Consider the following 24,289-nt stretch of genomic DNA (forward strand, 5'->3'; position numbering starts at 1 on the left):
ATTATAAATGCAGTTCAAACATCCAGAAATTCTCTACTTCCTTTTTCTGTTGGTTATACCAATTTTGGTGCATTTATTTCAATTACGTCGTTTTAAAAAAGAGTATTTTACTAACGTAAAACTCCTCAAAGAACTTCAAATTCAAACCCGAAAAAGTTCTAAAATCAAGAAATGGTTGTTGTTAGCCACACGATTATTGCTATTAGCTTGTTTAATTTTCGCTTTTACACAGCCTTTTTTTGAGGCCAAAGACACTACCAATAAAGGCAATGAATTAATCATTATATTAGACAATTCGTTTTCCATGCAAGCTAAAGGTGCAAAAGGCGAATTACTCAAACGTAGCGTCCAAGAATTATTAGAAGAATTACCTGAAAACCAACAATTTTCGTTAGTAACCAATTCAGAATTTTTTTGGGATACGGATATTAAATCGATTCAGAAAGAATTACAAAATTTAGAGTATTCTGCAATGCCGTTTCAGTTGGATTATTTGATTAATCAAGTCGAAACCAAAAAGAAAAATACTAAGAAAGACTACGTTATCATTACCGATGCCATTCAATCCGAAAGTAAAAAAGCATTGGATTTGGCAGAAAATAATGTCGTGTATTTCATCCAGCCTGAAGCCGAAAATAAAACCAACATTAGTATTGATAAGGTTGTGATTTCCCAAGTTTTGGATCAATTTTATGAATTGAAAATCACACTTCAAGCTTTTGGGAAAACTGAGAATGAAGTTCCTCTTTCTGTTTTCAGCAATAATAAAGCGATTGCCAAAACCATTGCAAAATTTGAAAATCAGAAAACAGAAATTTCGATAACCATTCCAAAAAACGATTTTCACGGGAATATTAGTATCGAAGATAAGAGTTTAAGCTATGACAACGATTTCTATCTAAGCATTTCCAAACCTGAAAAAGCAAATGTAATCGTTATCGGAAATTCAGACAAAAACAATTTCTTAAGTCGCATTTTTACAGCTGATGAGTTCAATTTCAAAAGCACTGAATTAGCCACTTTAGATTACAATCAAATTGAAAATCAAGATGCGATTGTGTTGAATGAATTAGAAGATTTGCCGGTTGCTTTAGGAACAACACTAAAATCGTTTTACGAAAAAGGTGGCAATATTGTTTTGATTCCGAATGCAAAAAATTCGCCTTCTTTATTGAATGCTTTCGCGAAAAACTTCGGTGGATTGAGCTATTCCCAACTTTCGACTTCTGAAAAACAAATCACGAAAATTAATTTTAGTCATCCATTATACCAAACGGTTTTTGAGAAAAAAGTAACTAATTTTCAATATCCAAATGTAAAAGAAAGTTTTACTTTATCAGGAATTACGAACATTTTACAATACGAAGATAACTCGGTTTTTGTAGGTTCAACTACCAATCGATTGGGTACTTTTTACGCTTTTTCGGCACCAATAAACAAACAAAATAGTAATTTTCAGAATGCACCATTAATTGTTCCAACCTTTTACAACATGGGACAAAATCAAGGCAAAACAGGGATTAATGCTTATACCATTGGAGAAAACGAAAACCTAATTTTAGAAACTATTTTAGCCAAAGACGAAGTGGTTTCGGTTCAAAAAGAAGGTTATAGTTTCATTCCGATGCAACAAATTTTAAATGCAAAATGTAAACTTTCATTTGGTGATTATCCTGAAGAAGCAGGAAATTTTGATGTCATCAAAGCAAACAATTCGCTAAAGAAAATTAGCTTCAACTATCCAAGAACGGAAAGCGATTTAACGCAAGTTACAACTGCCAATTTTGAGAATTTTACCAAAGTAAACAACATAGCCACCGTTCTAAACGACATTGCTTCTGAACGCACAAGTAATGAAATTTGGAAATGGTTTATCATCGCAACACTACTATTTTTAATAACAGAACTACTAATCCAAAAATTTGTAAAATGACGCAAGTTATTCTAAAACAAGCCAAAATAATCGACGCTTCAAGTCCGTTTCACAACCAAGTGATGGACATCAAAATTGAAAACGGAACGATAACTCAAATAGAAAAAGAAATTGCAGGTACTTCAGGTTTTGAAGTGGTAAATATTCCTAATTTACACGTTTCTCAAGGCTGGATGGACAGCTCGGTTTCTTTTGGAGAACCAGGCTACGAAGACCGCGAAACCATAGAAAACGGCTTGAAAGTCGCTGCTAAAAGCGGATTTACAGCGGTAGCTTTACAACCTAACTCAAATCCAACTATCGACAATCAAGCGCAAGTGCGATTTGTTTTGGACAGAGCTAAAAACCAAGCAACAACTTTATATCCAATCGGAGCCTTAACTAAAGGTAGCGAAGGAACCGATTTGGCCGAATTATTCGATATGAAGAACGCTGGAGCGATTGCTTTTGGAGATTATAAGAAAGCGTTACAGAATGCCAATCTTCAAAAAATTGCGTTGCAATACGTACAAGATTTCGACGGAATGGTAATCGCTTTTTGCCAAGACAGCACTTTAAAAGGAATTGGAATTGCAAATGAAGGCGTGATCAGTACAAAATTAGGTATGAAAGGAATCCCAGCTTTAGCCGAAGAATTACAAGTCGCTCGTAACTTATTTTTATTAGAATATACAGGCGGAAAATTACACATTCCAACGATTTCAACACAAGGAAGCATCAAATTAATCAAAGAAGCTAAAACAAAAGGCTTGAACGTTACTTGTAGCGTTGCGGTTCATAATTTAGTTTTAAACGATGAAATATTAATGGGATTTGATTCGAGATACAAAGTATTGCCTCCATTAAGAGAAGAAGCTACAAGAAAAGCTTTAGTGGAAGCCGTTTTAGATGGAACAATCGATTGTATTACTTCAGACCATAATCCTTTAGATATTGAACTTAAAAAATTAGAATTTGATTTAGCCAAAGATGGAACCATTGGATTAGAGAGTGCTTTTGGTGCTTTACTAACGATTTTACCACTTGAAGTAATAGTTAACAAATTAACAGCCAACAAACTGGTTTTCAATATTGATAACCCTTCAATTGTAATTAAAAACAAAGCTGATATTTCACTATTTACCACAGAAGAAAATTGGACATTCGGAAAAGAAAACATCTTATCAAAATCTAAAAATTCGGCTTTCTTAGGACAAAAAATGAAAGGGAAAGCTGTTGGAATTTATAATAATGGGCAATTAATAATGAACAATTAATAATTGATAATTTAAGCATCATGAACGAAATTGAACAAGGAAAAAGCGATATCGAAAGAGGAAAAATTACTGCTATTACTAGTTATATTTTGATTATTGGAGTGTTAATTGCACTTTCAATGAATGCTGAAACAAAAAATAAATTTGCATCGTTTCACATCAAGCAAGCAATAGGACTAAATCTTACTTTTATTTCAATTGGATTACTAATTTCTAACTTTAGTAATACACAAATTTATGTTTCTTTTTGGGTGTTTTTTACTGTATTATGGGTTTTCGGAATTTTATCCGCTATTAAAGGTGAAATAAAACCAATACCATTAGTTGGGAATTTATATCAAAAACTATTCAAATCCTTTTAAACTTTTAAACTCATAAACTTATAACCTTTATCCAAGAATGAATTTACATTATTTAGTACAAGAACCAAAAGTTAAACACGATAAAAATCCATTATTACTACTTTTACACGGTTATGGTAGCAATGAAGAAGATTTATTTTCTTTTGCTCCTGAATTACCAGATGATAGTTATGTAATATCAGTTCGTGCGCCTTATGATTTACAACCTTATGGACATGCTTGGTATGCCATTCATTTTGATGCGGATGAAAACAAGTTTTCAGATAACGTACAAGCCAAACAATCGGTTGAAATCATAGCGAGTTTTATTGACGAAATCGTAAAAAAATATCCTATAGATACTGAAAATGTAACTTTAATTGGTTTCAGTCAAGGAGCAATTTTAAGTTATGCTACTGCCCTAACCTATCCTGAAAAAATATCTAAAGTAGTCGCTCTAAGTGGTTATTTTAATCAGGAAATCCTACCAGAAGTTATCGATACTAAAGCTATTTCTCATTTGAAATTCTTTGTATCACATGGTTCGGTTGACCAAGTAATTCCAGTAGACTGGGCTAGAAAAGCAAAACCAGCTTTAGAAAATTTAGGTTTAGAAGTGGAATACCAAGAATACCCTATTGGACATGGGGTTTCACCAAAAAACTTCTACGATTTTAAGAATTGGTTACAACGATAAAATAAAAAAGCTCTGAATGTAAGTTCAGAGCTTTTTGTTTAACCAACTATAAATAAACAATCTATTATGAGCTTATGATTTAGGGGTTACCACAGCATCAATAACATGAATAACTCCGTTTTTTTGATTAACATCTGCAATAGTCACTTTAGCACTATTTCCATTTTCATCAGTAATATAAACATCTTTACCTTTCATCCAAGCTGTTAGAGTGCCTCCACTTACCGTTTTAAATGAATACTTCCCATTTCCTTTTTTAATAGCATCAATAATATCTTTTGCGCTCCACTTTCCTGCTGCCACGTGATATTTTAAAATGGTTTGCAACATTTCTTTGTTTTCAGGTTTTAGTAATGTTTCAACCGTTCCTTTTGGTAATTTATCAAACGCTGCATTTGTTGGGGCAAAAACGGTGAATGGTCCATCTGACATTAATACATCTACTAATCCCGCTGCTTGCACAGCCGCAACTAAAGTAGTATGTTCTTTAGAATTTACTGCATTTTCAACAATATTCTTACTTGGGTACATTGGAGCGCCGCCCACTTCAACAGTTTTTTCTTTAGACTGTGCATAAGTATTTGTACTAAAAAATAATACGAATGCAACTAAGCCGTTAGCTAAAATTTTGTAGGTTTTCATTTTTGTGAATTTTTAAGTTATAATTGCATTTACGCAGAAAATAATTTCTTGGTTTTAAAAATTGAAAAATAATTTAATCTTAAGACTTTATTTCTTCAAATTCAATTATATTCTTTAAATTTGTTTTTCAAAAAAAATCACAAGGTATGGCAACAGTAACATTAGGAGGAAATCCAATTCACACATCAGGTGAATTACCAAAAGTAGGTACAAAAGCAACAGATTTTAATTTAGTTAAAATAGATTTAGGAACTGCATCTTTAGCTGATTTTGCTGGTTCAAGAGTAGTTTTAAATATTTTTCCAAGTGTAGATACTGGAACATGTGCCGCATCTGTGCGCAAATTCAATGAAAAAGCAAATACTTTGGAAAACACAAAAGTATTATGTATTTCAAGAGATTTACCATTTGCTCAAAAACGTTTTTGTGGTGCTGAAGGATTAGAAAATGTAATTAATCTTTCTGATTTTAAAGAAGGAAGCTTCGGTAAAAATTACGGATTAGAAATTACAGACGGACCTTTAGCTGGTTTACATTCTCGTGCAGTAGTAGTTTTAGATGAAAACGGAACTATCCTTCACACAGAACAAGTGAGCGAAATTGCTGACGAACCTAATTATGAAGCTGCTTTAGCTGTATTATAAAAATATGAAATTCGAAAAAGACGAAACACTTTTTACAGGCCGATTAAAAAGTATGGTATTTGCCCTTAAAGGTGCATTCAAGTTAATTACAACCGAACATAGTGTAATGGTTCAATCGTCATTAGCAGTATTAATGACGATTGCTGGTTTTTATTTTGGCATCAATCGAATGGAATGGATGATGCAAATTCTGGTTTTTGGATTGGTATTAGGAATTGAAGGTTTAAATACCGCAGTCGAAAAAATTGCCGATTTTATTCATCCAGATTATCACGAACGCATCGGTTTTATTAAAGATATTGCTGCTGGAGCTGTATTTTTTGCAGCCTTAACTGCAATCACAATAGGATGTATTATTTATTTTCCATATTTGTTTTAAATTAGCTACTTTTGTAAAAATTGTTCCGTTTAAATGGCTAAACAAAACTCAAAAGATTCCGTTAAAACAGCTCCCGAAAATCCTAAAGAAAAATTCTCTTGGAAACTAAACCGTCAGCAAAAATTTGTTGTTGGAGTGTTACTTATTTTCTTTTCTTTAGCTTTATTGCTGTCGTTTATTTCCTATTTTGTAACTGGAAATACCGATCAAAGCGAGATTAGTCAAATAGCCAATAGAAGTGCTAAAACCGATAATTGGTTGGGTAAAATTGGTGCATTTATTGCTGATTTTTTCTTGTACAAAGGATTCGGAATTACTTCATTCATATTTATTCGAATTGTGTTTTTAGTTGGAGCTTATCTAGTATTAGACATGGCGTTAGCTAAATTGAAAAAAAGCTTCTTTTGGGATTTATTTCTAATCATTATTGGTTCTATCTTACTAGGTTTCTTCTGGAATGTAATTCCGCAATTAGGAGGAACTGTTGGGTATGAAATGAATTTATTTATTCAAGATTACATCGGAAAAACAGGAACTTTATTAGTTTTACTTTTCGGAATTATAATTTTCTTAGTCTTTAAAATCAAAATATCACCAGACAGCTTTACTTCTATTTTTGAAAAATCAAACAATTCATATAAAGAAGATTTAGTTGACGAAAAAACTAAAGAAAATTCTCTAGCGGATAATCTTCCATCTGAAGAACATTTAGAAGCCGAAAATGATTTACCAATCGTACCAATTTCTTCAAAAGAAGACGATTTCATTTTGACTGAAGACGAAGAAGAAATGGGTAATTTTGAATTAAAAACATATCCAAGTTCGTTTGAAATCAACAAAGAAGCTTTAAAACCAACAATTTCAAACGCTTCTGAATTAAGTTTAGAGCCAAAAATAAAAACTGAAACTCCAGAAGTAACTAATTTTTCAATAGAAGATAAAAGCATTCCACAAGAAACCTTTGTTAACGAAGATGCTTTTGTAATTGAAAAAGTAGAAGAAGAAGTTTTAGTAGAAGAAAATTTAGCAGCAAAATTAGTTCAAGATTTTGGTGAATTTGATCCAACATTAGAATTATCGCATTACCAATTTCCACCAATTGATTTATTGAAAGAATATTCTTCGGGCGGAATTACCATTAATCAAGCCGAATTAGAAGAAAATAAAAATAAAATTGTTGATACCTTAAAAAATTACAGCATTGGAATTTCGCAAATTAAAGCAACAGTTGGTCCAACAGTTACTTTATACGAAATTGTTCCCGAAGCAGGAATTCGTATTTCAAAAATTAAAAACTTAGAAGACGATATTGCGCTATCTTTAGCGGCATTAGGTATTCGTATTATTGCTCCTATTCCAGGAAAAGGAACTATTGGTATCGAAGTTCCTAATAATAATCCGACGATGGTTTCGATGAAAAGCGTAATCTCTTCACCAAAATTTCAAACGGCCGAAATGGAATTACCTATTGCTTTAGGAAAAACCATTTCTAACGAAACATTTGTAGTCGATTTAGCAAAAATGCCTCACTTATTAATGGCAGGTGCAACTGGACAAGGAAAATCGGTAGGATTAAATGCAGTGTTAACTTCGTTATTGTACAAAAAACATCCTGCAGAAGTTAAGTTTGTTTTAGTTGACCCAAAGAAAGTAGAATTGACACTTTTTAACAAAATCGAACGTCATTATTTAGCTAAGCTACCTGATGGTGGCGATGCTATTATCACCGATAATACGAAAGTAATCAACACGTTAAATTCATTATGTATTGAAATGGACAACCGTTACTCTTTATTAAAAGATGCAATGGTTAGAAATATCAAAGAATACAACGAAAAATTTAAGCATAGAAAATTAAATCCGCAAAACGGACATCGTTTTTTACCTTACATTGTTTTGGTGGTTGATGAGTTTGCTGATTTAATTATGACTGCAGGAAAAGAAGTAGAAACACCAATTGCACGTTTAGCACAGTTAGCTCGTGCTATCGGAATCCATTTAATTATTGCAACGCAACGTCCTTCTGTAAATGTGATTACAGGTATGATTAAAGCCAACTTCCCAGCTCGTATTGCGTTTAGAGTAACTTCAAAAATTGATTCAAGAACCATTTTGGATTCAGGTGGAGCTGATCAGTTAATTGGACGAGGTGATTTATTATATACACAAGGTAACGAAATCGTCAGAGTACAATGTGCTTTTGTAGACACACCAGAAGTAGATAAGATTTGTGATTTCATCGGTTCGCAAAAAGCATATCCTGAAGCTTACTTGCTTCCAGAGTATGTTGGCGAAGAAAGTGGCATAAAACTTGATATAGACATATCCGAAAGAGATTCTTTATTTAGAGATGCTGCCGAAGTTATTGTTACCGCACAACAAGGAAGCGCATCTTTAATCCAAAGAAAACTTAAATTAGGCTACAACAGAGCAGGAAGATTGATTGATCAATTAGAAGCTGCTGGAATTGTAGGCCCTTTTGAAGGAAGCAAAGCCCGTTCAGTTTTAATTCCTGATTTAGTTGCTCTGGAACATTTTTTAAATAATGAACAAAATTAACAACAAAATGAAACGTATTTTAAGTGTCGTATTCGTACTTTTTATAGGATTATCAATGCAAGCACAAGATGCAAAAAAAGCGAAAGAGCTTTTAGACCAAGTATCTGCTAAAGTGAAATCGTATAACAATATTGTAATCGACTTTAAATATTCTTTAAGTAATCCAAAAGAAAAAATCAATCAAGAAAGTAATGGAAATGTTGCACTTCAAGGAAATTTATATCACTTAAATTTCATGGGAGTAACTAAAATATTTGATGGCAAAAAAGTATATACAATTGTTCCCGAAGACGAAGAAATTACGATTGAAAATTTTGATGCTTCTGATGAAAAAGCTATAACACCAAATAAAATGCTTACTTTTTTTAATACTGGTTATAAATATGCGTGGGATGAACTTCAAAATGTAAAAGGAAGAAAAATTCAGTATATAAAATTAATTCCAAACAGCACAAAAGATTCACGTAAAGAAATTCTCATGGGAATCGATACCCAAACCAAACACATTTATAATGTGATAGAAGTTGGAAAAAACGGTTCAAAAACAACTTTAACTGTTAATTCTTTTAAAACAAATCAGCCATTATCGAAAAATCATTTTACCTTTACCAAATCAAAATATCCTAATTATTACATCAATAAATTAGACTAAAAAAGTTCGGGTGAAAATTTTAGATAAATACATTATTAAATCCTACATGATTACATTTACTACGGTATTTGTAATCTTGTTTTTTATATTCGTTTTACAAGGAATTTGGTTATTCATTGCCGAGTTAGCCGGAAAAGATTTAGACTTATTTACCATTGTAAAATTCTTATCCTTCTATGCTCCTACTATTGTTCCGATGGTTTTACCGCTATCCGTTCTTTTAGCAGCAATTATGACTTTTGGTAGCTTTGCAGAAAACTATGAATTTGCAGCCATGAAATCATCAGGAATTTCTTTGCAAAGAGCCATGAAAATGTTAACCATTACCATTGGGATTTTAGCGTTAGTTTCGTTCTTTTTCGCTAATAATGTAATTCCAGAAGCACAATACAAGTTCATTAACCTTAGAAAAACAATTGTTCAGCAAAAACCGGCTATGGCAATTGCGGAAGGTCAGTTTAATACAATTGGTACTTCAAACATAAAAGTTGATAAAAAATCGGGCGAAAATGGTGAAATCTTAGAAGGTGTTACCATGCATGTGAAAAACATCAATATGGGACTTGGCGCCAATACCATCATCAAAGCAAAACGAGGTTTATTAACAAGTGAAGACGATTCTAATTATTTACAATTGGAACTATACGATGGATATTATTACGAAGATGTACATCCTAAGAAATATGAAGAGCGCAAAAAAGTACCTTTTGCAAAAAGTAGTTTCAAACGATATGTCATTAATATTGATTTAACCAAATTAAATCAAGCAGAAATTGACGATGGAACGATTACATCTGAAAAAATGCTCACCGTTTCAGAATTAATTTATACCATTGATTCATTAGATGTTGGTTATAAAAAAGATGTAATTTCTTTTGCAGATAATATTATTTCAAGAAATGATAACATCTTTAACAAAGCGCAACCATTAAGAAATTCTATTTCTGCAAAGAAAGAAAACGAAATAAAAGATTTATTAAGCATATTTACACCTGCTGAAAAAATTCAAATTGCCGAAACGGCAAAAAACAATGTTTCGAGTACTGAATTTAGCATCCACAACAGTAAAACAGAATTAGAATACAAGTCAAAAAATATCAATCAGCATTGGTTAGCTATTTATGAAAAATTCATTATTGCCTACTCTTGCTTACTAATGTTTTTTATTGGAGCGCCATTAGGAGCCATCATTAGAAAAGGTGGTTTAGGCTTACCAATTGTATTTGCTATGTTAATTTTTATAACATTTCACTTTATAAATACATTTGGTAGAAAATTAGCACAAGAAGACAGTATTCCTGCTATTTTAGGTTCAACACTTTCATCAATAATACTAACACCATTAGCAATTTTCTTAACCTATAGAGCTACAAACGATATTGGTATCATAATTAATTGGGATTGGATTATCGATCCAGTAAAAAAACTATTTAGTAAAAAAATAACTAACGACAACAACTAAACCCCATGTCAAACAAAATACAACTAAACACCATTGAAGAAGCTATAGAAGACATCCGTCAAGGAAAAGTAATCATAGTAGTCGATGATGAAGATAGAGAAAACGAAGGTGATTTTTTGGCTGCAGCCGAAAAAGTAACACCTGAGATGATTAATTTCATGGCAACACACGGAAGAGGATTAATTTGTGCGCCGTTAACAGAAAGTCGTTGCAAAGAATTAGATCTTCATGCTATGGTTCGTAACAATACCGACCACATGGAAACTGCTTTCACGGTTTCGGTAGATTTAAAAGGAAAAGGTGTTAGTACCGGAATTTCTGCTTCAGATAGAGCAAAAACTATTGAAGCCTTGATTGATCCAGAAACCAAACCTTTTGATTTGGCACGTCCTGGACACATTTTTCCATTAATTGCAAAACAAGGTGGTGTGTTGAGAAGAACTGGTCACACTGAAGCAGCTATTGACTTTGCTCGCTTGGCAGGATTTAAACCAGCTGGAGTAATTGTTGAAATCATGAACGAAGACGGAACAATGGCACGTTTACCACAATTGGTAGAAGTAGCTAAGAAATTCGACTTAAAATTGGTTTCGATTGAAGATTTAGTTGCCTACAGAATGCAACACGACAGTCTAATACAAAAGAAAGAAGATTTTGATATAGAAACGCGTTTTGGAACATTTAGAATGCGAGCTTATTTACAAACTACCAACAAACAAGTACACATTGCTTTAACAAAAGGAACTTGGAATGCAGGAGAATCAGTTTTAACCAGAATCAACACCACACAAGTCAATAATGACATTTTAGGCACGCTAACAAGCGATAATGATAAAAAGTTAGATAGTGTGTTTCGTTCGATAAACCAAGCAGAAAAAGGCGCTATTGTATTCATCAATCAAGAAGTAAAATCATTAGAACTTTTAGAAAGAATTGCAACATTAAAAACATTACAAAGCCAAGGCGAAATGAGAGCACCTCAAATTAAAATGGATACAAAAGATTTTGGTATTGGTGCGCAAATTCTTCATGATTTAGACATCACTAAAATCAAATTACTATCTAACAGCTCTGCTCCTACTAAACGAGTAGGAATGATAGGCTACGGATTAGAAATCACCGATTATGTAAATTATTAATAAAAAAACGCTCAAGACAACTTGAGCGTTTTTTTTTATTCTGTCATTCAGCTAAATAGGAATTTCCTAACCCATGGCAAAAGCTTCATGCAATGAAACCCACAACATCAAACAAAAAAAGAGGCTTCCGCCTCTTCTCCTATTTCACTATCGCTTGCGCATAATACACTTCAGCACTTCCACCACCTCTATTGTAAGTAATGCTAATACCTCCTTGCAACTGCCAATTCATTTTCAAATGGTTATTTATTTTTTGCTCTAAATCTACAGTTGAATTTCCTACTATTACTTTATATTCTTTCATAATTAATTTATTGTTGTTAAATTCTTTAAATGCTGATAAAACTCCATAGACCAAACGATTTTATACTCGTAAGTTATGGGATTAAAAACCTTGTAAGCAATTAAGTGACTCTTCTTAAAATACAGATTTTCAAGTAAGAGTACTTTCTCCTTAACATTTTTAAATTCGGGATGCTGATAAGGAAAATCTAAACCAACGTCTTCTGGACGAATGAAAAAATTAGTATTTCTAAAGCCTAAAACATTTTTGAAAAACGGATGCGCATATTTCTCATGCAATTTATTCGTGTTTTGCCAATGAAATTGCAATGGTTCTTTCGCAATAATTTTCTCCATGAAAGGAATCGTTTTATGACTCTCTAGAAATGGAAACTCATATACATCCACCAGTTGCAAATCTCTTTCAATGTAATGCAATTGCAATTCATCATCGTAATCTTGATTGAAATTGAAACCAACAATTATATCTTCATGGATGTAGAGTTTAGACAAAACTTCGCCCGATAAATTCTCAGGAGCAACTACCCAACGCTTTCTTTTTTTACTATTTGCTTCTTTGTCAGATTCATAAAATGGAAATTGAGAAACAAGGTTAACAATTTCTTCATTGCTTTTGCCTTCAATATCAAAAGCTTGTATGTTTAGTTTGTTCATAAATTAAAAATTTTAAAACCTCAATAGCAAAAACTATTGAGGTGAATAAATCCATTACTTCTTAGGTGTGTTTCCTCTATTAGGTCCTGATGGATTTCCTGTTGTACTAGGATAATTTGGATTGGGTCTAGAACTTGGAGCGCTACTCGGTTTTGAAGTACTTCCTTTACTTGTGCCTGAATTTGAATTTAATTTACTCATGATTTTTTGGTTTTTTAATAAGTTACCTACTCGTTAGCTTTTCGGTTTCCGCTGTAATTACAAACCAAAAGTCACAAGAAAAAAATAGCTGATATAATATTGAATCATATCAGCTTATAACAAAGAATAAAAGCGGTTTTTTGAGGAATGAAAGCGGTTATTTTCGAAACGATTTTAAAACCGATTGATAATTTTCAGAAACAGGTAACTTCTTGGTTTCTAACTTTCCTGAAGCTGTAAACACATCTACCTCAACAATTTCTTCCTTCTTATTGTAGTGTTTAATATGGTTAACATTAACTCTAAACGATTTATGAATGGTAATAAACTGTGACTTCAACAATCCTTTATCTTCCATTTTAGAAAATGAAAAATCAATTAAACCTTCCGATTTTCTATTAGTAAAATAAATTTGTTTGTTATTCGATTCAGAGCCACTAGCTTTATCAGCAACTAAGTACACAATAGATTCTAAGGCTATTTTTGTGCGCTTTTGTTTTCCTAAATCAAGGGTAACATGATGTTGATTACCAAAGAATTTAACCTCTTGTAAAAAACGAGTGAGTGTTTTTTGAAACTCAAGCTCAGTAAAAGGCTTTGTAATATGATCCACACATAACACTTCATCACGCTTCAAACGTTCCATCTCCTTAACATATTCAGGCGTATTACTACTAGCAAACAATACCGGCAACTTTAATTCAAAAGCTACTTCCATTCCTGTCATGTACGAATCACCTAAATTCAAATCTAAAACCAAAATCTCAGGCTTGGATAACTTAACCTCTTGTAAAAAAGTCTTCGCACTTAAAGAAGCTGTAACCACTTCCACAGCTAAGTTTTTTAAAAACCTTTGATTTCTCTCCAATTGTTCCTGATTATCGTCTAAAAGGGCAATTTTCATTTTAAATATTCTAAATTAGTAACTAAACATTCATAATTAATTCTTCCTTATCATTCCCTATTCTGTCGCACTGAGCCTGTCGAAGTCCCCTACAATGTGGGTTAATACTTCACGCAATGAAGCTGTCATTCCACAGAATAGAAACGTAAGTTCAGCGTAGCTAAATCTCCTACGCAGTAGGCAACCGCTTCACGAAGTACAAGCCTGTCATTCCGCAGATTAGGAATCTCCTAACCCTAGGCACACGCTCTACGAAGTAAAGCCCACCTTCCCCATCCTATCCAAAACCCATTCATCACTCAACGATAGTTTAAAATCTCATTTCGTATAATATTTAAAATTGCTGTATGAAAATAAAACGTTTTCTTCAAATTGTCAGTTTCATAAGCAACATTTTCAAGCACAATTACACTTGTCTTCGTTTTTGGAAAATAAAAGTTCATCGAAACAAATCCAGGAGCAAAACCTGTCTGTCCAAGTTGTAAAATATCTTCTTTGGTATCAATCGTTATTCCATATCCATATTCCGTAACTCCAAATATTGGGTGATTACGAACAGCTCCGTTTTGTTTGGTCTTTACCATTTTTAGAGTCCTACTTTTTAACAATTTTCCACTATAAAATTTTTCATTCCAAATAGTTAAATCTTCCGCTGTAGATAAGAAAGAACCCGCAGCAACATAGTTTTGAAATGTTTCGGTTTCAAATTCAATGATACCATTTTCATTTTCTGTATATCCCTTAACCAAATTAGTATATTTTTTAACGTCAGGATGGAAAGTATTTTTCATTCCACATTCCTCAAATAAGTTTTTTGAAAGCGTTGCAAATGATTTACCAGAAGTGCTTTCAATTATTTTAGCTAATAAATCATAACCAATTTGTGAATAGGAATATTGAGTTCCAACTGGAAAACTTGTTGGTTTGTCTAATTGAGTAATACCATGCGTATGCGTCAACAAATGATGCACAGTAACCGTATCTGCCCAACTTTGCGTCAATTCAGGTAAGTAGTTACGAATGGGTGCAAATAAGTCAACATTTCCTTTATCAAATTCTCGAAGCACTAAAACTGCTGTAAATTGTTTGCTAATTGAACCTACCACAAACTGATCATTGGGTTGTAAAGGCACTTTTTTAGCAATGTCCGAATAGCCAAATGTTTTAAAATAGTTAGTTTGCCCTTTTTGTGAAATAAGAATAACACCATTAAAAGGCTTTGTAGTTGTAGTCAAAATTAAACTATCAATTTGTTTTTCAATAGAATTTTGCTGTCCAAACGTTACAAGTGTAGTTGTAAGAAAAAGTAGTAAAAAAACTAGGTATTTCATTGTGGTGCTTGCTGTTGCTATATTGTTTTATAATTTTTAAAATTTGGTGTTTGCTTGTGCCAACTCTTCAGAACCGAGATACATCACTCATTGCCAGACAGCTTTGCTCGAAGCGTCAAAACATTCACCATTCAACATTCCCTATCCCTTGTCATGCTGAACTCCTTTCCTCTTGTCATGCTGAACTCGTTTCAGCATCTCCTACACAGTAGGCAATCGCTTTACGCCGTACAAGCCTGTCATTCCGCAGAATAGGAAACTCCTACATCGTAGGCTGTTGCTTCACGCAGTCAAAGCTGTCATTCCGCCAAAATAGGAATCTCCTACATAGTAGGCTTTTGCTTTACGCAGTCAAGCCATCAAAGGGCAACCCAAAAATCCGCTACCATCAGCGCTTCAAAGAACCCGTTTCATCCGCGTTCCCCCCAAGTGCAACGCCCCTCACTTCGAACTCCGTGTCCCTCACTCAACACAAACCACATCAAAAAAAACTCTGTGATACTTTGTGTAACAAAAAACAAGACAACATCTTTGCGCACTTTGCGACCCGAGACCAAAGGTCGAATTGACGAAGTAAAAACATAGCGTTCTTTGCGTTTAAATAAATTAATAGCATCCGCGTTCCCACCAAGTGCAACGCCCCACTAAAGCGCAAACTCAGCCCACAACGGATAATGATCCGATAACATAAACGACAAACTCTGCTTCGTCAAATTTCGATTCGCCAAAGCCTTACCCACAAAATCGTAGCAACCACCATTTACAAACTGCAACGACAAGTTAGGATGATTTTGAGAATCAAAAAACCAAGCAATCTGATCATAATACTTCGTTTCATCAAAAATGGAGCGCGTCACTTGTTCATCTTGCAATGCTGCCGGAATCGTCAATCCCTCCGAAATAAAAGTCTGATGCAACAAATCACCCCGTTTATCAATATTAAAATCACCCAGAGCAATTAAATTCTGATGATAAGCATTCACATCCTTCGCCCAGTCCGACATCCATCGCGCAATCCCTTTCAATTCCTTTATACGGTCTTTAGAAGATTTCCCGTATAAAATATGCAGCGTAACCAAAATAAACGTTTGGTGCTTAGCCCTAAAACTCACCGCATAAGGCGAGCGTACAAACTGTTCCGTTAATGCCTCTTCCGAGGCAACATCAATCCATTCTTGCGGCACCACTAATTCACTCGCTAAACCCGATAATTGAACCCTTCTGCTGTCAAACAAATACCCCATGCGTTCACCATTACCCACATCACCACGGTTCACATCCGTAAGAATCAACGACCAATCATCGCCCAAAACTTTCAAGGTATCGCGCAACGCCTTCAAATTAGATTTAATCTCCTGCACCGCAATCACATCAAAACACTTAATAATTTCAGCAATACACAAAACCGAATGATAATCACGCTTCGGACTATCCTTGCTACCCGACGCCTCCTTTCGGGTAATGTCTCCAAAACCCCGAATGTTCCAAGTGCCAATAATCAAATTTTGATCAATCTTTTTTGCCGGCATTTTTGCTTTCAAATCGGCACGCAATAGGGCTAAATCCGCTAAAGTTGCGGCACTGGCTTTGTCTAATATGTGTTGCATAAGGCATTAATTTTTAATGAAACGTATTCAAATTTAATAAAATATATAATAGAAGTTTAATTTATTATAGAATAATGACTTCAATCAAAAACCTAAAAAAATCTTGTTAAATCGAGCGAAGTAAAGACTTTTTCATACTATTCAGGGTTATCATCTAAAGTATAATTTTCAATATTGTTTTTTAGAATTCGATTGTGTTTAAAAAAGATTTATTATTTAATTACTAGGATTATAATATATTGCTATTTGTCTATCGTTCATTTGAAAGCCTAATCCATTAAACCATTCTTCATTGTTAACTATCCAAAATGCTCTTATAGTTCTATCTTCATTAAAAACCAATCTTAATTCTCCTCTATGATCATTTTCACCATCAAAATAAAACACATCATATCTATTAATTATTCTACCACTCGTATCAGTAACCGAATTAATAAATCGAGCAGTTTCAGTTAAAATTCTATTTAATGTTGGAGATTGATTATTTGCATAAACACCATTCAAATGACCATTAAGCTGTATATCATAGAGTACAATACCTACAAAATCTTGTTCCATCAGTTATTATACTTCTTAAAATTCTCAGCCTGTTCAAAAATCTCTTTATACACTTCATCTCTGTCAACTGGTGGATAATCGTTTTCAGCTAATAGTATGATTAAATCTACTTTTAGCTCCGCTTTAATATCATCTCGTTTACTCCAATCGGTGTATTTTGCTTTGTCATCAACTACCGTTTTTACTTTTTGAGCCAATGCAATTAACTTGTCATTTGGATAACTGAAATCATATTTAACTGCTAATGCTTTTAAAATATCGTAAAAAGCTTTTTCTTCAAAGTCAATACCTAAATCTTTGAAGGAATCTTTTTCTTTTTTAAGCGCATAATACAAATCGATAATTTCATCCGTAAAGTCTTCTAATACTTCGCTTCGTAACACATCGCTTTCTTTGCGTTCATTGTATTTATCTACTATGGACTGTAAACGTTTTGAAAAATCAATTCCAGTTATTTTATTTATTTTTTTAACATCATCAATGGCTTTTGCTAAAAGCTTTTGCAATAGTTTAATTTTGGTATTCGGTAATTTGATTTTATCAATTTTGGCCATGTAATCATCAGAAAAAATATCAATTTCGGTTTGACTATCATCACCTAATTTGAAAATTTCTTCTACCCCATCACTCTCAATTGCATCTTGAAGCATTTGCTTTACACGATTATTCATTTGAGCGGTATCTGGTGCAACTCCTTTTGTTAATTTGAATACTATGGAGCGAACCGCCAGATAAAAATGGATTTCGTCTCTTTGCGTTTCCGTAAAAGCGCCACTACCTGAACAAATATCATAAGCCGATTTCAAACGTTTTACAATGTACATGAATCGCTTTTCCAACTCTTGTGTCAATTGTACAAACTCAGCTGCTTGATTTAATGTTTTTAATTGTGCTAACGGAACGCCTGACAAATATCCCGAAGTATCAAACTTGTGAAATAGTTTACCCAGTAAATCTAACTGGTCTTTAACCACTACAATAGATTGCTCAATATCTTCAATGTTTTGATTATCGGCATTGTTGTAATGCGCTAACGCTAGATTCATTTGCTTTTTGATACCTATGTAATCTACTACCAATCCTTTTTCTTTGCCTTCAAATTTTCGATTTACTCGAGAAATAGTCTGAATCAAGTTATGACGTTGAATAGGTTTATCAATATACATGGTATCTAAAAAGGGTACATCAAAACCTGTTAGCCACATATCTACTACGATAGCAATTTTAAAATTAGATTTTTCATTTTTAAATTGGCGGTCTAATTCTTTGCGGTCGTCTTTAGTTCCTAGTGCATTATACAAGTCTTCTTCATCATCTTTACCTCTGGTCATCACCATTTTGATGCGTTCCATTGGTTTTATTTCTTTTTTGTCTTTATCGGATAACTCAACACCATCTGCAGCAATTTTCACTTCTCCCCATTCTGGTCGTAAGGCTAGAATGTTTTTATACAATTCGTATGCAATTGGTCGGCTACTACAAACAAACATGGCTTTGCCACGAACTGTTGCTCCTTCAGCAATTCTATTTTCATAATGGGTAACAAAGTCTTCAGCTACAGTTTTCAAACGAGTTGGGTCACCAATGATAGCATTCATTTGCGCCATCGCTTTTTTACTTTCTTCTATTTGATTTTCATTACTACCTTCTTCCGCACAACGGTTGTAATAAGCTTCAATCTCCTCTAATTTGTGATTATTCAATAAGACTTTAGCTGCTCTTCCTTCATACACAATACGAACGGTAATTTCATCTTTAACCGATTCGTTCATGGTGTAAGCATCAACAATATCTCCAAACACATCAATGGTAGCATCAATTGGTGTTCCTGTAAAGCCGACATAAGTAGCATTAGGTAACGAATCGTGTAAGTATTTAGCAAAACCAAATGTTTTTCTTACACCCTGTTCTGAAACGACTACTTTTTGATCTAAATTCGTTTGACTTCTATGTGCTTCGTCCGAAATACAAATTACATTTGTTCTATCGGTTAGTAATCTTGTATCTTCGGTAAACTTATGAATGGTTGTTAAGAAAACACCACCGCTATTTCTTCCTTGTAGCAATTCTCTTAAATGCGTTCTGCTTTCTACACTAATAATCGATTCGTCACCCACAAAGCCTTTTGCATTGGTAAATTGTCCTGATAACTGGTCATCTAAATCGGTACGGTCTGTAATGATTATAATTGTTGGACTTGAAAAATGAGTGCTTCGCATTAATAAGCGACTTAAATACAACATCGTGTAACTTTTACCACATCCTGTTGTACCAAAATAAGTTCCTCCTTTACCATCGCCCAAAGGTTTTTGATGGTTTTTTATATTTTCAAAAAGTTTGACTGCCGCATAATATTGCGGATAACGACAAACGATTTTTTCATTCTTTTTAGAACTATCAGGTAGATAAATAAAGTTTTGAATAATATCTCGTAAACGCTTGCGATTAAACATCCCTTGAATGAGTGTAAACATAGCATCTATACCATCCACTTCATTAGGCATGCCTTCTATTTTTCTCCAGGCATAAAAGAATTCATACGGTGCAAAAAACGAACCTGATTTGGTATTCACACCATCACTAATCACACAAAAAGCATTGAATTTAAATAACTCCGGAATATCTCTTTTGTAACGTGTAGTTAATTGCACGTACGCATCATGTATGGTGGTGTTTTCCTGAATGGCAGTTTTAAATTCAAACACCACTAAAGGCAATCCGTTGATGTATAAAATCAAATCAGGAATACGCATTTCGTAGCCTTTTATGGCTAATTGATTCACGATTTTATACGTGTTGTTATCTTTTTCAGAATAGTCAATCAATTGGATGAATATATCTTTCTGATTTCGGTCTTCACGTTTTAACAAGAAACCATCACTTACCATTTTCATGAAAACTTTATTGCTTTCATATAAATCAGAAGATGGTAAACGTTCCAAATCACGTATTATCGAATTTACTTCTGAATCCGTTATGTTATCCTTAGCGTAATTGGACTTCAAATAGTTTTTTAAATCAACATCAATCAACACTTTTTCAGTAACGATATGACCGTATTGTATGGGTGGTTCTGATACGCCTTGAAACTCATTTTTACGCACTTCGCCACCTACAAGATGCGTCATTTGCTCTTCTTGTAATAAGTGAATAAAGGCTTGTTCTAATTGTGCTTCTGTGAATTTCATGCTATTTTTAAGGATTTCCCTTTTGAAGTTAATCTGTATTTTTGTTTACTGCTACTTGGTTTTTCTGGAATAGTTATTTCAATTAAACCTAATTCAATAGCTGGCTGTAAATAATTTTTTCTAAAATTAGGCTTATGCGTAAGTTTCATAAAGCGCATTAATTCGCTAATACTATATTCTTGATCCATTATTAATAGTAGACTTTTGACTGGGTCGGTAACTAGGTCGGTAACTAGGTCGGTAACTAGGTCGTTTGTTTGGCCACCTAGACTATCAACTAAATCATTATGCAATGTAACTAAAATACCACCATCTAAACCTGTAATTTCTGGTTCAGGAAGACCTGCTGCATTGCAAGCTTCATAAATTTTAAGAGTACCACGACCCCAAGAATCAATGTAACCTGCTTTAAAACAAACATCGGCAATTAATGGATTTCTAGTTATCAAATTATTATTATTTTTTATGTTTTGAAATTTATTTTAAAAAAGTAGATTCAAATCTATCTATTTTTACCTAATTGAGATAATTAAGCTTTTTTTGTTTTATAAACTATTTATTTATCGTTATCGTTTAGTTTCTCAGGGTTTTTCAATGCTTTCTTCTCTTCGGTTTGAAGCCTACGTTCTATTTTATTTATATCTTCTTCTGGCTTCAAATTTTCAGGAACAATTCCGCGGGATAACAGCGTATTTCTAACCGATTTGTTATTTGTAATATGTTCATTTGAAATCTGATTTTCAGTTTTCATTTTATGCTGTTTTGCATTGAAAATAGTAATTTCAGTAGCAAAATCTTTTGCTTTTAATAAAATGGTTGGCATATGGTCAGCTAAGGGTTTAGTTCCTGATAATCCCCATTTAATTTTCATTTGTTGGGTAGTTCTGTTAAATAGAGCTGTATCTCCTTTACTTCTTATTAAAGCGAAATTTTGATTGCCACCTGTTTGTTCAAAAATTACTTGTGATAATTCTTTTTCTGTTGCTCTAAGCTTGTTACGAGCTTGAACACGTTCATATTCTAATATTTTTTGCTCAATTAATTCTGCTTTTCGGGTTTGAATGGCAAAATATCGTTGTGCAAAAGCAATGGTTTCTTTACGAGGATCTCCATTTTGTGCAATCAGATAACAAGCGTACCTTGTAAGCATTAAATCAGGTATTTCTTTTTCTGCACCTGAACCAATGGATACCATTTTCCCGACGTCGGCAAAATGGTCATCAATACTTTCTCCTGATATTTCGCAAGCGGTTTTTGCTTTTGAAATTACACCTAAAAAATTATCCCATTTAGTGTATTCCAAAAGGTGTTGCAAATCTCTAGCCAACCAAAATTCTGTACCGTCTTCCGTTTGATTGGCATGAGATTCAAAATTATGAGTTAAAGTATGGATGATTTCGTGTTTCATAATAATTGTTTTAATTAATGTAATTTTAGATAGTCGTCATGCCAAGATTGTTTCCATTCTATGTTTTGCGATTCGCTCATATTCTAAGATAGCATTGTAAATATATTAATTTTATAATTATTCATTTTCTCAAAAAATCGTAAAGAAATACGCTTATTTTTCAGTTTTTTGAGCATCTAAAAACAATACCAACTTATTAAAAATGGATAACAAATGGTCTTGATTTAGTTTATCAATAATAAATTGCGATAAATTAGAAATTTCATCTTCCGTTGGATGATAGTGTTGTACAGAAAAATGCGACCAATCAACAGAAGTTGTTCTAAAATGTTCTGCAAAAGCATGTTGTTTTTCTTCTTCAGTAAAATCAATTGCGTGATACCTCTCTCTATCTTTCAATAAGTTACCTTGCATTTCAATTGCGATATGCATTTTCTTTTCATCTGTTAGTAGTTTTTCGTAAACTACCGTAATCATTAAGTTACTATGTTTGTTAGAAACATAATAAACCAATCGTTTATCATTAAAACTATTTGCTCTGGGTTCGTATTTACTAACACCTTCTAAAGTGTTTCCCGCAGCAATTACTTGACTTAAAATATGGTCTCTCAACTTAAACTTAAACTCAACTAGTTGATTAATTTCTTGTTGATTTTTATAATAAAAATGAATATTTTCTTTTTCCATAACAGGACGACTTAGATTGATGATATTTTGATAGAAATCTTTTAAAAAAACCAAGTATTTATCACTAGCACTTAATACATAACTACCCAAATTAAACATTACTTTTTCCATGAATTGTGAATGGGTAATATTAATAAAATGCGGATGCTTTATATCTGAAATGGGATGAAGTGATAAAACAATTCCAACTTTAGTGGCTACATTTATTTCATTATAGTATTCGTCTAAATCATTATTTAAGGTGTGATACACTTTATTTTCTATTATAATGGCTTGTTCCTGATTTTGCAACAGTATATCAATACGCTTTTGATTTTTAGTACCGTATTCTGTTACCACTTCGAAATTTAAAAAAGTTTCAAATACTTTAGCTTCCTTTGCTAAAGGCGATACATTGATTAGTTCAATTAAACTAGTAATAAACAAGTCTTTTAATTTATGTACTTCGTGAACATCAAAATAAAAGGCATAAATATTAGACAATACATTCTCATAATGCGGTTGTTTAGCTATACCTAAAAAGGTTTTGGGTTTACCTTTGATTAATGGAATATCGTTTTGGTTTAAAAAAAATTGTAATGTATTTAGCTCTAATTTATCCATTTATCCTGTTTATTTTATCATTTTCAGGGTCATTATTGAGTTCTTGTAATTTCTTTACAGACAAACGATAATTGTGTTTGCGTTCATTGGGTAAATGACTTAGCATTTTATCATAAATTAAAGCTCCTAAACCATTGAAAACTTCTTCAAAAGTACCATCTTCCTTAAGTTGTACAGCAATAAAATATTGAGGAATATTGTTTAGGTCTTTACTAAAATAAAAGTAATTATTAAAAGACGCTTTTATCTGTACTTTTTTATTTTCATCACCTGTAACAAAACCATCATGAACTGGTGTGTTATCTCCATAAAGCGTTAAACCATACTGCTCTGCTACTAAAACTTCTCCTATATCGCCTACTAACTTACCATCTAAAGTGAAACTTTTGTTGTGGTGTTTGTACTTTTCTTTCAAAGATCTTGTTAGGGCTAAAAGCTGTTGGACTTCTTGCATTGTAATTATATTTCATTAAAATTAAATTGCTTTTCACCTGCCAATAATGTTCGAATACCAAACCTTCTGTCTAAATAATTTGTTAGGATGATAAAATTACCTAAAGAATATTCTAATTTTTGCAATCCCATAAACTCATCAAAAACAATATTGCTTTCTATAAACTCGTTTTCGCTTCTCAATGTGTTTTCAAACCGTCTCTCTTCATCATTTTGAACTAAATTTTTAAGAACTGTAGATTTTACTAAATTAAATATTTGTTCAAGTGATTTGTTTTGTTCATTTTTATTAGAATTTAAAGTCGTATTTACATTAGAAATAAACTCTTGAAAACTTTCACCATTTTCAATTCTTTCTGGCTCTGAATGAAATGAAATTTGTCTTTTCCTGTTGAAAAAATATTTATGATGAACTCTTGCTACTTTCGTTTGACGAGCATGGGGTTTAATTAAAATAGAATGTGGAAAATATAAATAATCTCTCCAATGTATTGTGTTAGTTCCGTAAGACATTCTATTATCATAAAATGTGTCCCAATAAATAGTTTCAAGACTATATTTTAATTTCATTAGTAGACCATACCTAACAAAGTTTGGTGCTATATACCTAACATAATTAAAATCATTACTTAAATCAACTAATTGCAAATTCCAGTGATATTGACCACCCAATTCCAATTTAAAGTGA

At 32.8% G+C, this 24,289-nt stretch carries 24 protein-coding genes; 10 read left to right on the plus strand and 14 right to left on the minus strand.

Features of this window, described 5'->3' with window-relative positions:
• Positions 1–7: 7 nt before the first annotated feature.
• Genes M9Q43_RS13175 through M9Q43_RS13190 form a run of 4 tightly spaced genes read left to right on the plus strand, consistent with a single transcriptional unit; the run spans position 8 to position 4,227 of the window.
• Positions 8–1,933, plus strand: coding sequence for a vWA domain-containing protein (locus tag M9Q43_RS13175; RefSeq protein WP_262319331.1), 1,926 nt, complete (start codon positions 8–10; stop codon positions 1,931–1,933).
• Positions 1,930–3,189 (plus strand): dihydroorotase, encoded by a 1,260-nt coding sequence (locus tag M9Q43_RS13180; protein ID WP_262319332.1) that lies wholly within the window; start codon positions 1,930–1,932, stop codon positions 3,187–3,189. The genes M9Q43_RS13175 and M9Q43_RS13180 overlap by 4 nt, the downstream gene beginning before the upstream one ends.
• A 20-nt stretch (positions 3,190–3,209) precedes the next feature.
• Positions 3,210–3,551 carry a hypothetical protein gene (locus M9Q43_RS13185; protein ID WP_262319333.1) on the plus strand — a complete coding sequence of 114 codons (342 nt, stop codon included), beginning with the start codon at positions 3,210–3,212 and terminating at the stop codon, positions 3,549–3,551.
• 37 nt (positions 3,552–3,588) lie between these two features.
• Positions 3,589–4,227: an alpha/beta hydrolase gene (locus M9Q43_RS13190; protein ID WP_262319334.1), complete on the plus strand. Its 639-nt coding sequence runs from the start codon at positions 3,589–3,591 to the stop codon at positions 4,225–4,227.
• A 72-nt stretch (positions 4,228–4,299) separates the two neighbouring features.
• Here M9Q43_RS13190 and M9Q43_RS13195 read toward each other — a convergent pair whose 3' ends face one another.
• Complete coding sequence (locus tag M9Q43_RS13195; protein ID WP_262319335.1) at positions 4,300–4,869, minus strand: fasciclin domain-containing protein; 570 nt, start codon at positions 4,867–4,869, stop codon at positions 4,300–4,302.
• A gap of 146 nt (positions 4,870–5,015) precedes the next feature.
• On the opposite strand from M9Q43_RS13195, the gene tpx reads away from it, so the two are divergent.
• Genes tpx through ribB form a run of 6 tightly spaced genes read left to right on the plus strand, consistent with a single transcriptional unit; the run spans position 5,016 to position 11,704 of the window.
• Positions 5,016–5,513 (plus strand): thiol peroxidase, encoded by a 498-nt coding sequence (tpx, locus tag M9Q43_RS13200; protein WP_262319336.1) that lies wholly within the window; start codon positions 5,016–5,018, stop codon positions 5,511–5,513.
• Between the two features lie 4 nt (positions 5,514–5,517).
• Complete coding sequence (locus M9Q43_RS13205) at positions 5,518–5,892, plus strand: diacylglycerol kinase (RefSeq protein ID WP_166235635.1); 375 nt, start codon at positions 5,518–5,520, stop codon at positions 5,890–5,892.
• 33 nt (positions 5,893–5,925) lie between these two features.
• Positions 5,926–8,451, plus strand: coding sequence for a DNA translocase FtsK (locus M9Q43_RS13210; RefSeq protein ID WP_262319337.1), 2,526 nt, complete (start codon positions 5,926–5,928; stop codon positions 8,449–8,451).
• A 7-nt stretch (positions 8,452–8,458) separates the two neighbouring features.
• Positions 8,459–9,103 (plus strand): LolA family protein, encoded by a 645-nt coding sequence (locus M9Q43_RS13215; RefSeq protein ID WP_316044645.1) that lies wholly within the window; start codon positions 8,459–8,461, stop codon positions 9,101–9,103.
• 10 nt (positions 9,104–9,113) lie between these two features.
• Complete coding sequence (locus M9Q43_RS13220) at positions 9,114–10,565, plus strand: LptF/LptG family permease (RefSeq protein ID WP_262319339.1); 1,452 nt, start codon at positions 9,114–9,116, stop codon at positions 10,563–10,565.
• Positions 10,566–10,570: 5 nt separating this feature from the next.
• Complete coding sequence (gene ribB / locus M9Q43_RS13225; RefSeq protein ID WP_262319340.1) at positions 10,571–11,704, plus strand: 3,4-dihydroxy-2-butanone-4-phosphate synthase; 1,134 nt, start codon at positions 10,571–10,573, stop codon at positions 11,702–11,704.
• Positions 11,705–11,843: 139 nt separating this feature from the next.
• On the opposite strand, the gene M9Q43_RS13230 is transcribed toward ribB, so the two are convergent.
• From M9Q43_RS13230 to M9Q43_RS13290, 13 genes are all read right to left on the minus strand, one after another.
• Complete coding sequence (locus M9Q43_RS13230; protein WP_262319341.1) at positions 11,844–12,008, minus strand: DUF1737 domain-containing protein; 165 nt, start codon at positions 12,006–12,008, stop codon at positions 11,844–11,846.
• 2 nt (positions 12,009–12,010) lie between these two features.
• Entirely contained in the window at positions 12,011–12,661 is a 651-nt protein-coding gene (locus M9Q43_RS13235) for a hypothetical protein (protein ID WP_262319342.1), read from the minus strand.
• Between the two features lie 54 nt (positions 12,662–12,715).
• On the minus strand, positions 12,716–12,862 hold the full coding sequence (locus M9Q43_RS13240; protein WP_262319343.1) for a hypothetical protein: 147 nt from the start codon (positions 12,860–12,862) through the stop codon (positions 12,716–12,718).
• 157 nt (positions 12,863–13,019) lie between these two features.
• Entirely contained in the window at positions 13,020–13,766 is a 747-nt protein-coding gene (locus M9Q43_RS13245; protein WP_262319344.1) for a LytR/AlgR family response regulator transcription factor, read from the minus strand.
• A gap of 299 nt (positions 13,767–14,065) precedes the next feature.
• On the minus strand, positions 14,066–15,097 hold the full coding sequence (locus M9Q43_RS13250) for a serine hydrolase domain-containing protein (RefSeq protein WP_262319345.1): 1,032 nt from the start codon (positions 15,095–15,097) through the stop codon (positions 14,066–14,068).
• A 644-nt stretch (positions 15,098–15,741) separates the two neighbouring features.
• Positions 15,742–16,704 (minus strand): endonuclease/exonuclease/phosphatase family protein, encoded by a 963-nt coding sequence (locus M9Q43_RS13255; protein ID WP_262319346.1) that lies wholly within the window; start codon positions 16,702–16,704, stop codon positions 15,742–15,744.
• A gap of 216 nt (positions 16,705–16,920) precedes the next feature.
• Positions 16,921–17,262: a hypothetical protein gene (locus tag M9Q43_RS13260; RefSeq protein ID WP_262319347.1), complete on the minus strand. Its 342-nt coding sequence runs from the start codon at positions 17,260–17,262 to the stop codon at positions 16,921–16,923.
• A complete protein-coding gene (locus M9Q43_RS13265) occupies positions 17,262–20,450 on the minus strand; it encodes a type I restriction endonuclease subunit R (RefSeq protein ID WP_262319348.1) in 3,189 nt (1,062 codons plus the stop codon). Before M9Q43_RS13265 ends, M9Q43_RS13260 begins: the two co-directional genes overlap by 1 nt.
• Positions 20,447–20,899: a Fic family protein gene (locus M9Q43_RS13270; RefSeq protein ID WP_262319349.1), complete on the minus strand. Its 453-nt coding sequence runs from the start codon at positions 20,897–20,899 to the stop codon at positions 20,447–20,449. Before M9Q43_RS13270 ends, M9Q43_RS13265 begins: the two co-directional genes overlap by 4 nt.
• A gap of 107 nt (positions 20,900–21,006) precedes the next feature.
• Complete coding sequence (gene dinD / locus M9Q43_RS13275) at positions 21,007–21,858, minus strand: DNA damage-inducible protein D (protein WP_262319350.1); 852 nt, start codon at positions 21,856–21,858, stop codon at positions 21,007–21,009.
• A gap of 153 nt (positions 21,859–22,011) precedes the next feature.
• Entirely contained in the window at positions 22,012–23,148 is a 1,137-nt protein-coding gene (locus tag M9Q43_RS13280; RefSeq protein WP_262319351.1) for a PD-(D/E)XK nuclease family protein, read from the minus strand.
• Complete coding sequence (locus tag M9Q43_RS13285; RefSeq protein ID WP_262319352.1) at positions 23,141–23,602, minus strand: DUF6998 domain-containing protein; 462 nt, start codon at positions 23,600–23,602, stop codon at positions 23,141–23,143. Before M9Q43_RS13285 ends, M9Q43_RS13280 begins: the two co-directional genes overlap by 8 nt.
• Before the next feature lie 5 nt (positions 23,603–23,607).
• On the minus strand, positions 23,608–24,289 hold a 682-nt coding region (locus tag M9Q43_RS13290; protein ID WP_262319353.1), incomplete at its 5' end, for a hypothetical protein.

Origin of the sequence: Flavobacterium odoriferum (assembly GCF_025499515.1) — a bacterium.
GTDB classification, from domain to species: domain Bacteria; phylum Bacteroidota; class Bacteroidia; order Flavobacteriales; family Flavobacteriaceae; genus Flavobacterium; species Flavobacterium odoriferum.